A 10,060-nucleotide genomic window follows, 5' to 3' on the forward strand; every position below is an offset into this window, starting at 1 on the left:
CAGGGGTGCGAGTCGACCGCCTCGTCAGGCGAGCAGGCGTCCCCAGCGAGGCTCGAGCAGCGGGGCATCGGCGAGGGCCAGGCACCGCCACAGCGTGACCGCCACGGAGTCGAGCACGGGCACGCCGGTGCGGCGCTCCACTTCTTCGACCACCGGTGCGCCGTACAGGTTGGTGCACAGGTAGATGAGCGCGTCGGCGCCGTCGGCGAGTTCCTCGGACGGGGCGACGAGACTCTCCGGCCGCACGCGGGCGAACGACTCGTTGTCGCTCAGCCCGAGCGCGCGGTGGCCGCTGATCGCGATGCCCTGCTGCGCGTAACGGGCGGCGATCTGCTCGTTGACGTCGGCGGTGTAGGGGGTGACGAGGCCGATGCTGTGCAGCCCGAACTGCGTGAAGGCGTCGAAGTACGCGAGCGTCGAGGTCGTCGCCGGGATGCCGGTCGCGGCGGTGATCTCGTCGACCAGCATCCGGTCGTGGTCCACCCCCAGCCAGGAGCCCGACGTGCCGTTCCATGCGATGACGTCCACGTCGGCGGTCGCGAGCAGTTCGGCGGCGGCGCGCATGCCGGCGGCGTCGAACTGCCGGTCCGAGCCGCCGTCGAGGGCGATGCGTGTGACCGGGATGCGCGCCGAGTGGATCGTGACGTCGTCCCGGCCGCCCAGGAGCCGGTAGCTCACCGGCTCGAGGCACGTGTTCGACGACGGCACGATCATCCCGATCCGCACGGGCCGCTCGGAGGTGGTGATCGACTCCGCGGTCATCTCAGGCTCCCGTTCGGGCCAGGGCCGGCTCGGGGCGCGCGCTCAATCCCGTGAAGGCGCTGTGTCCGGCGCACTCGACGAACGCGTCGACGGCGCCGGGGTCGTGGAAGCCGTCGGCATCCAGCACGACGCGTCCCGCCGACACGACGACCTGGGGCCAGCCGCGCAGCGCGAAGCCGTCGAACGGCGAGAAGTCGGTGCCCATGTGCAGACGTCGTCCGTCGACGGAACGCTCCTCGGCCGGGTCGAAGATCACGAGATCGGCGTCGAAGCCCACCGCGATCGCGCCCTTGCCGGGCAGCGCGTTCACCCGGGCGGGGGCCGCGGAGAACAGCTCGACGAACCGCTGCAGCAGGGCGTCGTCGACCGCCCCGGCCGTGTCGGCGAGCGCGGTGAACGCCGCCGGCATCCGCGTCTCGACGCCGGGCAGACCGTGCGGCATCTCGCGGATGTCGTCCATGTGCTCGCGCTTCTGGGTGAGGTCGTAGCAGGAGTGGTCGCTCGCGACGGTGTGGATGGAGCCGTCGGCGAACCGCTGCCGGAGCGCCGCCACGGTCTCGGCCGAGCGCATCGGCGGGCAGCACGCGAACCATTCCGGCATCCGCGACGCGTACACCTCGTCGTCGAGCAGCAGGTAGTGCGGGCACGTCTCCGAGTAGGCCTCGACGCCCCGCTCGCGCGCCTCGGCGACGAGGTCGACGGCGCCCGGCGTGGACTGGTGCACGAAGTACACGGGGGTGCCGGCGTACTCCGCCATGGCGAGCACCTCCGTGACGGAGATCTCCTCGGCGAGCTCGGGCCGGGTGCGGTGCAGGTGCTCGATGCCGATCCGTCCGGCGTCGGCGTGGTCCTGCGTGCAGTCCACGATGATCGCGTCGTGCTCGGCGTGGATGTAGGTGAGGCCGTCGAGCCGCTTCATCTCCTTGAGCACCCTGAGCACGGTGTCGTCGTCGCTCATGGTGGAGCCGCGGTTGGTCATGTACATCTTCACGGAGCGGATGCCCATCTCGGCGAGCGCGTCGAGCTGCGCCGGCACCGTCTCGTCCCAGGCGATGACCGATCCGTGCAGCGCCACGGAGCAGCGGGCGTCGCGGGCGAGCTCGCGCTTGTTGCGGGCCGCCTCGAGCGGGGTCTCGGAGCCGTCGCGCGGGATGCCGAAGTCCATGATCGTGGTGGTGCCGCCCCACAGCGCAGCGATCGACGTCTGCGCGTAATCGTCGAGCGTGCGGTGCGGGCCGGTGATCTGGGCGACGTGGCAGTGGCCGTCGACTCCGCCCGGGATGACGGCGCGGCCGGCGGCGTCGACGACGCGGTCGGCGGCGGGGACGGCGGATGCCGGGTCGAGGATGGCCTGGACACGGCCGCGGTCGACGACGATGTGTCCGGTGGTCACGCCGTCGGCATTGACGATGCGTGCGTTGGTGATGATGAGATCGGTCATCTCATTCGCCTCCTTCGAGGGATGCGGTCTGGGTGAGGGTGAGGGCGCGGTCCAGATCGGCCGACAGGCCGTGCCGCCGCTTGACCGGCGGCGGGGCGAAGGCGCCCGCCCGGTGGGTGCCGGATGCCAGTCCGACGACGGCTTCGGCGAGCCGGATGCCGGCGCCGATGCCGTCCACGACCGGCACGGGGATCTGGCCGGCGACCTCGCGGGCGAGTCCGGCGAGGGGCGCACCGGCGAGGATCACGACGTCGGCGCCGTCTTCGGCGACGGCCTGCTTCGCGAGGGTCACCAGGGTCGGACCGAAGTCGTCCTGGACGGTGCCGATGCCGCCGAGGGCCTGGGAGATCGACCGGATCGACGCGAGGCGTCCGCCCAGGCCGAAGCCCTCCACGCATTCGCGGTACCAGGCGGTGATGCGGTCCGAGATCGCGATGATCGAGAAGCGGTGGCCCTGCAGTGCGGCGGCGCACAGGGCCGCCTCGGTGATGCCGATGACCGGCACGTCGACGAGCTCCTTGAGCGCCGGCATCCCCGGGTCGCCGAACGCGGCCACCACCACGCCGTCCACCTGCCCGGCGTGCGCGGCGATCACCTCGGCCACCGCACCGGCCGCGATGAGCGACTCCAGGCGGGTCTCGATGTACTCGACGCCGTACGCCGCCGTCTCGACCACGAGCTCGGTGGCCGGGGCGGCCGAGCGCTCGGCCTCGGCGCGGATGAGGGCCGTGACGTCCCCGCTGATGTTGGGGTTGATCACCAAGAGCTTCATGTCAGTCTCCGTCGGCAGACACCTGCTGCCGACGGCGGCTCACACGGTGTCCGGGTATTGTTCGCGATATTTCTCGATGTGGTGGGCGGATTGCCGGGCGGCCCGGTCCGGGTCGCCACTGGCGATCGCGGCCAGCAGGTCGCGGTGCTCCTCGAGCAGCTCGGGCAGCGACCGGACGTGCCGGAAGAGCCAGTGCATCCGCCCCTGGAGAGGCTCGAGCGCGGTCTTGAGGAACGTGTTGTCGGCGATCCTCGTGAGCTCGTCGTGGAATTCGCTGTTCAACCGGTGGGCGTCGGCGAGGTTGCCCCGGGCCAGCGCCTCGGCGGCTCCGTCCAGCAGCGTCCGGAGCCGCTCCAGGTCGTCCGCGGTGGCGCGCTCGGCCGCGAGCCGGCAGGCCAGCACCTCCAGGGCGATCCGCACGTGGAAGAGGTCGTCGACATCCTTCTCGTCGAGTCCGGTCACCACCGAGCCGCGCGTCGCCCGCTCCGTGATGAGACCCTCCTGCTGCAGCATCCGCAGCGCTTCCCGCACCGGCAGGCGCGAGACGTTGAACTCCGCGGCCAGGTCGCGCTCCACCATCCGGGTGCCCGGGGCGTAGTGCCCCTCGAAGATGCGGGTGCGCAGGGCGTCCCTGATCACGTCGCGCAGCGGGGCGGAGCGCTGCGGTTCCTCGGTCGTGGCCGCCATGTGCTTCCCCCTCGGATCGAAAGCTGTGGGATCCCATCCTAGGCGACGAGAGGGGCGGCAGGCCCGCCGTCCGCGGGCCCGCGAGTCCGCGGACGGCGGGGCTCATGCCGCGAGCCGCTTGCTGTAGTCGAGCACCAGCACCGAGACGCCCATGATGACGGCGGCGCCCACGAAGTACAGCAGGGCGCCGGTGAATCCGCCGGTGGCGCCGACGATGAAGCCCACCGCGATCGGGGTGACGAGACCGGCGACGTTGCCGCTGAGGTTCATCGCACCGCCGAGCACGCCGGCGTCCGACGTGCCGCCGAGGGTGGCGGGCACGGCCCAGAAGAGGCCGACCCAGCGCAGGAAGAACAGCACCACCGACAGCAGCACGACCGCGGTGATCGGGTCGCCCACGATCGTGACGCCGACGAGGCCGAGCGTGACGATGAGGCTCGACAGGCCGAGCATGCCGCGCATCACGACGTTGACGTTGCTGATGCGCGAGCGCAGCCGGTCGGCGAGGACGCCGCCGAGGATCTCGCCGACGAAACCGGCGCCGAAGATCACGAACGTCGACCAGCCGATGGTCTTGAGATCGAAGCCCTTGGCCTCGGAGAGGTACAGCGGACCCCAGGTCAGCAGGCCGTAGAAGACGCCGTTGAAGCCGAGCCAGCCGAAGCACATCGCCCAGAACGAGCGGTGCTTCAGATAGGGGCGAAGGCCCTGGCGGCCGATCTTCCCGGTGTTCGATGCGGCCCGCTCGGCACGGTGCGACGCCTCGATGTACTCGGCCTCGGCCGCGTTGACGCCGCGGTGCGTGCGGGGATTGTCCCGCACGTACCACCAGATCAGCAGGCCCAGCACGACGGTGGCGACGCCGGCGATGATGAACGCCAGCCGCCACGATCCGGAGATCGCGATCAGCCAGGTGATGAGGATGCCGCCGACGCCCGCGCCGAGGGGCGCTCCGGCGTCGAGGATCGTGGCGCCGCGGCCGCGCTCCTTGGAGTGCATCCAGATCGCGTTGAGCTTGCCGCCGGACGGCATGACGCCGGACTCGGTGACGCCGATCGCCGTGCGGGCGATGAACATGCTGAGAAAGCCGCCGGCGAGGCCAGACGCGGCAGTCGCCGCGCCCCAGCCCACGCAGGAGGCGGTGATGATCTTGCGCGGGCCGAACCGGTCGATGAGGTAGCCGACCGGGATCTGCATGAGCGCGTACGTCCAGAAGAAGGCGGACAGCAGCAGGCCCACGAGCTCCGGCGAGAGGTGGAAGTCCTTCTGGATGATGGGCAGGGCGACCGAGATCGACCCGCGGTCGATGTAGTTCACGCTCACGAGGAGCAGGAGGATGAGGAAGAGCCTCCACCTCACGGTCGATCGTCGGGCCGAGCCGCTCGCGAGGGCGGACGCGGAGTCGGCCGGCGTGGTGGCTTCTTTCTGAAGGGACAAGGGATGTCCTCCTTCGCTGCATCGGGAAGGGCAAGACCGGCGCGCCGCTGCGGTCCGGTGAAAGGGCATTCGGGATCCCAATTTGGGATCCCATACCTCACCATAGAGCGGTGCGGGCCGGGATGTCAACCGTCGCGACCGGAGTCACGCCTGCCGGGCGGAGCGGAGGCGGGCCGCCTGACGGGCCAGGTGGTCCCGCTCGGCGACGTTCGTCGCCCGGCGCGAGGCCTCGGCGTATTCGGCGGCAGCGGCATCCTCGTCGCCCGCCTGCTCGTGCAGATAGGCGGCCACCGCCTGGAACCGGGGCACCTGCGGGTCGATGTCCGCGAGCGCGGCGAGCCCGGCGAGGGGACCGTCCGCCTCGCCCACCGCGACGGCGCGGTTGAGGCGCACGATCGGGGAGTCGTGGAATCTCCGCAGCTCGTCGTACCACTCCACGATCTGCGGCCAGTCGGTCTCGGCGGCGGTGCGGGCGTCCGCGTGGAGCGCGGCGATCGCCGCCTGCGCCTGGTACTCGCCCATCCGGTCGCGGGCGAGGGTGCGCTGCAGCAGGTCGACGCCCTCGGCGATGAGATCGCGGTCCCACCGGGCGCGGTCCTGGTCGGCGAGCGGGATGAGCCGTCCGGACGCGGTGGTGCGGGCGGCGCGCCGGGCGTGGTGCAGCAGCATGAGGGCGAGGAGGCCCTGGACCTCGGGTTCGTCGAGCAGCGCGGCGAGCTGCCGGGTGACGCGGATGGCCTCGGCCGCCAGGTCGACGTCACCGGAGTAGCCCTCGGTGAAGAGCAGGTACAGCACGCGCAGCACGGTCGCGGCATCCCCCGGCTCGTCGAGGCGCATGCCGGCGAGCTTCTGCTTGGCGCGGCTGATGCGCTGGGCCATGGTGGCCTCGGGCACGAGGTAGGCGTCGGCGATCTGGCGGGTGGTGAGACCGGCGACGGCGCGCAGCGTGAGCGCCGTGGCGCTGGCGGTTGTGAGGGACGGGTGCGCGCACAGGAAGTAGAGCCGCAGGGTGTCGTCGCGCGCGGACACCGCGCCGGGTTCGGGTTCGGCGGCGACGCGGTCTTCACGCGCCGTCCGGGACGCGCCGCTGCGGGCCTGGTCGAGGAAGCTGCGCCAGGCGACCGTGACGAGCCAGGCACGCGGGTCGCGAGGCGGATCGTCGCCCCACGCGGCGAGGGCGCGAAGCAGCGCCTCCTGGACGGCATCCTCGGCCGACGCGAAGTCTGCTCCGCGTCGGACGAGGATGCCGGTCACCTGAGGGATGAGCGGGCGCAGGGTCGCGGCATCCAGCGGGTCCATGTCACTCGGTGATGGTCGGCGGTGCGTCCATCACGGGGCGCATCTCGAGCCACTCGCCGAGCGGACGTCCACCCGCGGCGGGTGCGGCGGACAGCTCGGAGGCGAGTGCCAGGGCACGCTCCTCACTGTCGACGTCGACCAGCATCCACCCGGCGATGAGGTCCTTCGTCTCGGCGAACGGGCCGTCGACGACGGGCGGACGCCCCTCGCCGTCGTAGCGCACCCAGAAGCCGTCCATCGACAGACCCTCGGACGAGACCATCTCGCCGGAGTCGATCAGGCGCCGCTCCATGTCGCGCATGTACTGGATGTGGGCGTCCCACTCGGCGGGGGTCCACTGGTCGGCAGGCACATCGTTGAGGGCCGGGCGGCCGCCGCGGTAGTGCTTGAGAAGCAGGTACTTCATGGGATTCTCCTTCGCTGTGACGCCGCCGGTTCGGCCGCGTTCACCCAGGGGACGGAGCCGGAGGCCGGTTCTCTACATCGCGGCGCCGGATTCGTCCGAGGAGGATTCTGCGCGCGGGTCGTGCAGGCTGCGGCCGGCCTCGAGCAGTGCGATGTAGTCGGCGATCTTGCGCGTCCTGGTCTCGGGGCGGGTGACGTTGCCGAGCCGGAAGACGAACGCGAACCGCCCCTGCTTCGTGAGGGTGGCGAAGTGCGCGGTCGCGGTGGGCGAGGCGTCGAGCGCGGCCTGGAAGTCGGACGGCAGCGGCGCATCCTTCTGCCGGTAGGCGGCATCCCACCGGCCGTCGGCTTTCGCCCGCTCCACTTCGGCGAGGCCGCCGGCCCGCATGCGGCCCTCGGACTCGAGCCGGGCGACGTGCTCGCGATTGATCTGCGACCAGGGGCTGCGGGACCGCCGCGGCGTGAACGACTGCAGCATGTAGTCGTCGTCGAGGCGCTTGGACTGCCCGTCGATCCAGCCGAAGCAGAGCGCCACGTCGAGCGCTTCGGCGTACTGGATGCCGGGCAGCGCGCTGTTCTTCTTGCGCAGCTGCAGCCGCACCCCGTCGTCGGGCGGATCGTTCTCGAGGAACGCCTCCCAGTCGGCGGCCGTGTGCGGGTGGAACAGGGGTTTGTCGGCGAATCCCACCATGACCGCGAGTCTAGACACGGGCTGCGACATCGGCAGGCGGAGTGGTGGCGGGCGGCGTCGTGGCGGACGGAGCGGCATCCGGCGCCGGCGTGGCGGGCGTCAGTCGCCGCGTCGCAGATCGAGCCGCTCGGGGAGCGCGTCGAATCCGGCCGCCCGGTAGGTCGCGATCCCGCCGGTGTTGCTGCTCGGCGTGGCGACCACCGCGCTGGACGATCCGAGATCGCGCAGGGCGGCGGCCCCTGCGAGCGTGATGGCCGTGCCGTAGCCGCGCCCGCGGTGGTCGCGGTGCACCCCCATCGGCTCGATGAGTCCCTCGCGCCCGGCGCCGGCGGACCACACCGTGATCGCGGCGACCGCGGTGCCCTCGGAGTCGTACCCGACGAGACATCGTGCGTCGGCGTACGCCGGGGACGCCGTCATGGCACGCCAGCGCTCCTCGGTGAACGTGGAGTTCGCGAACGCCGACCGATGGACGCTCACCCGATCGGCGACCTCGTCCGGACCGACGGGCACCACGGTGAGCCCGACGTGCTCGACCGGTGCGGCGAGGCCTCGGCGCAGCGGGGTCCAGGCCTCGTCGCGCCGCCAGCCTGCCGCCTCCAGCACCGGCCGGAGTGCCGCGTCGGTCGGGGCCTCCACCGAGACGGGTCCGTCGGGCAACGTGCGCTCGAGATCATCCGCGATCGTCCGGGCGAGCTCGGTGTCGCCGCGGACCCCCGGCGCCGTGGTCAGCCGCAGCACGTCCGGACCGTCGCACAGGCCGACGGCGAGGATGCCGGCGTCCGTCGCCCAGACCCGCAGCGCCCGCGCCGTCTCGTCGGCCCCGAACCGCTGGAACCAGCCGACGTCGCCGGGGTGCAGCTGCAGCGGACCGCCTTCGACCTGCCACGTGCGAAGCGCGGCATCCACCCGGGGAAGGGCGTCGACGGAGGGAACCGACAGCGTGATCGTCATGCTCCGATCAAACACCCGCGCACCGACGTTCACCCGAACCGCTTACCGTTGGTAGTGCGCCCGCTGCACTGCTCCCCGCACTGTCCCGAATGCACCCGGCGCCGCGAAAGGACCCGACGTGAAGATCAGAGCCGCAGACGACTGGCGCGGGACCCTCCCGTTCGAGACGCCGATCATCGCCGCCGAGGTGGTTCCGGGCGATCCGGCGCGCTGCTCCGGGTGTCCCGTCGGTGCTGCGCCGCACCCGCGCACCGAGCTGTGGGCGGTCAAGCACCGGCACCCGAAGAACCACGACGGCGACGTGCGCTTCTACTGCGCGGAGCATGTTCCCGTGTTCGAGAAACTGCAGCCGGCGGTCGTCGCGCCGGTGGCGAAGAGGGCACGGGCGAAGGCCGCGCCCCGCGTCACGGGCGAACGTGCGGAGCGCCGTCCGCCGGTCGTGGAGCGCCCGCGCGCCGTGTGCCCGAACTGCTTCGTCGAGGTGCCGCCGACCGGCGTGTGCGGCATCTGCGGCGAGGCCGTCGCGGGCTGAGCCGGCCCGGGGAGGCACGATCGATTCGGCCGGGCTCACGCAGCCGGCCGGAGGCTCGACCGACTGGCCCGGCCCTCACGCGGCCGGTCGGTAGTCGTGCCGGCGTCGCCCGCCGCGACGTGGCGTGCGCGCCGGATCGATGTGCGGCGGTGAAACGAACCACACGGCCGAGCCGACGACCCGGATCTCCCAGTCCTCCGCGTGGATCCGATGATGACAGCCGGTGCACAGCAGGATCCCGTTGCTCAGGTCGGTGCCGCCGCCGCGGGACCACCAGGTCAGGTGGTGCGCTTCGCACATCTCGGGTGGACCGCCGCAGCCGGCGCATCCTCCGTCGCGTTCCCACAGGGACAGACGCTGTGCCTTGGTGAACAGTCGACGCCTCCGGCCCAGGTCGAGCACTTCGCTCTCCCCGCCGAGCACCAGCGGGATGACCTCCGCATCGGCGGCCAGGCGGCGCGCGGTGCCCGCGTCGATGGGCTGGGTGATGCCGTCGATGGTCGCGATGCCGGTGCCGGTCGTCAGCGCGTCCAGCGGAACCCGCACGACCACCGTCGTGGCGGCCAGCGGCGACGCCACCTGGTCGCATCCGAGCGCGTGCCTCGCGATCGCCGCCAGCGCGTCCGCGTTCAGCTGCGGGATGCTGCGCGTCTCCGCCAGCGGTGAGGACGCACCCGTCTCCGCACCGTCATCGGCGACCTCGCCCCACTCCCATCCGCTCGCCCCACCGGTGCCGTCGGGATGGTTGCGTCCGCGGGTCGCCCTGATCTGCGCGGTGACGAGCGCCTCGACGGCTGCTTTGATCGGCGCCCCTGTGGCGGGGTCGAGTCTCGCGTCGAGCGTGATCATGCCGTGCTGGTCTTCACCGATCTTCAGGTACCGCTTCGCACGCAGGTCGGCGATCTTCGGAGCGACGCCGTCGGGGTCGAGGTAGGCCTCGGCGCGGCGCAACAGCACGTGCACGTCCTGCAGGGAGAGCCCCGCACTCTGCTCCACGAGGGTCTGCTCGGCCCGGTCGAGCAGAGCCCGGTCGGCCCGGCAGGCGACCTTGTCGAGCAGGGTCGTGATCGCCGATGCCGC

At 71.9% G+C, this 10,060-nt stretch carries 11 protein-coding genes; 1 reads left to right on the forward strand and 10 read right to left on the reverse strand.

The window, feature by feature from the left end:
• Positions 1-24 precede the first annotated feature (24 nt).
• The 9 genes from VJR25_RS14680 to VJR25_RS14720 form a co-directional block, all read right to left on the reverse strand.
• On the reverse strand, positions 25-762 hold the full coding sequence (locus tag VJR25_RS14680; RefSeq protein WP_324116311.1) for a maleate cis-trans isomerase family protein: 738 nt from the start codon (positions 760-762) through the stop codon (positions 25-27).
• A gap of 1 nt (position 763) precedes the next feature.
• Positions 764-2,203: an amidohydrolase family protein gene (locus tag VJR25_RS14685; protein ID WP_324116313.1), complete on the reverse strand. Its 1,440-nt coding sequence runs from the start codon at positions 2,201-2,203 to the stop codon at positions 764-766.
• Position 2,204: 1 nt separating this feature from the next.
• The gene (locus VJR25_RS14690) at positions 2,205-2,975 is read right to left on the reverse strand and encodes an aspartate/glutamate racemase family protein (protein WP_324116315.1); all 771 of its coding nucleotides are present in this window, start codon (positions 2,973-2,975) and stop codon (positions 2,205-2,207) included.
• 39 nt (positions 2,976-3,014) lie between these two features.
• Complete coding sequence (locus VJR25_RS14695; RefSeq protein ID WP_324116317.1) at positions 3,015-3,662, reverse strand: GntR family transcriptional regulator; 648 nt, start codon at positions 3,660-3,662, stop codon at positions 3,015-3,017.
• Positions 3,663-3,764: 102 nt separating this feature from the next.
• A complete protein-coding gene (locus VJR25_RS14700; protein WP_324116319.1) occupies positions 3,765-5,021 on the reverse strand; it encodes an MFS transporter in 1,257 nt (418 codons plus the stop codon).
• Positions 5,022-5,243: 222 nt separating this feature from the next.
• Positions 5,244-6,398: an RNA polymerase sigma factor gene (locus VJR25_RS14705; protein WP_324116321.1), complete on the reverse strand. Its 1,155-nt coding sequence runs from the start codon at positions 6,396-6,398 to the stop codon at positions 5,244-5,246.
• A gap of 1 nt (position 6,399) precedes the next feature.
• Positions 6,400-6,804, reverse strand: coding sequence for a YciI family protein (locus tag VJR25_RS14710; protein ID WP_324116322.1), 405 nt, complete (start codon positions 6,802-6,804; stop codon positions 6,400-6,402).
• Positions 6,805-6,876: 72 nt separating this feature from the next.
• Positions 6,877-7,494, reverse strand: a complete 618-nt coding sequence (locus VJR25_RS14715) for a YdeI/OmpD-associated family protein (protein WP_324116324.1) — start codon at positions 7,492-7,494, stop codon at positions 6,877-6,879.
• Positions 7,495-7,593: 99 nt separating this feature from the next.
• The gene (locus VJR25_RS14720; RefSeq protein WP_324116327.1) at positions 7,594-8,448 is read right to left on the reverse strand and encodes a GNAT family N-acetyltransferase; all 855 of its coding nucleotides are present in this window, start codon (positions 8,446-8,448) and stop codon (positions 7,594-7,596) included.
• A gap of 118 nt (positions 8,449-8,566) precedes the next feature.
• On the opposite strand from VJR25_RS14720, the gene VJR25_RS14725 reads away from it, so the two are divergent.
• A complete protein-coding gene (locus tag VJR25_RS14725) occupies positions 8,567-8,980 on the forward strand; it encodes a glucose-6-phosphate dehydrogenase (RefSeq protein ID WP_324116329.1) in 414 nt (137 codons plus the stop codon).
• A 75-nt stretch (positions 8,981-9,055) separates the two neighbouring features.
• Here the strand turns inward: VJR25_RS14725 and VJR25_RS14730 are convergent.
• Positions 9,056-10,060: HNH endonuclease (locus tag VJR25_RS14730; protein ID WP_324116331.1), on the reverse strand; the 1,005-nt coding region annotated here is incomplete at its 5' end.

Source organism: Microbacterium sp., assembly GCF_035277845.1.
Classification (GTDB): domain Bacteria; phylum Actinomycetota; class Actinomycetes; order Actinomycetales; family Microbacteriaceae; genus Microbacterium.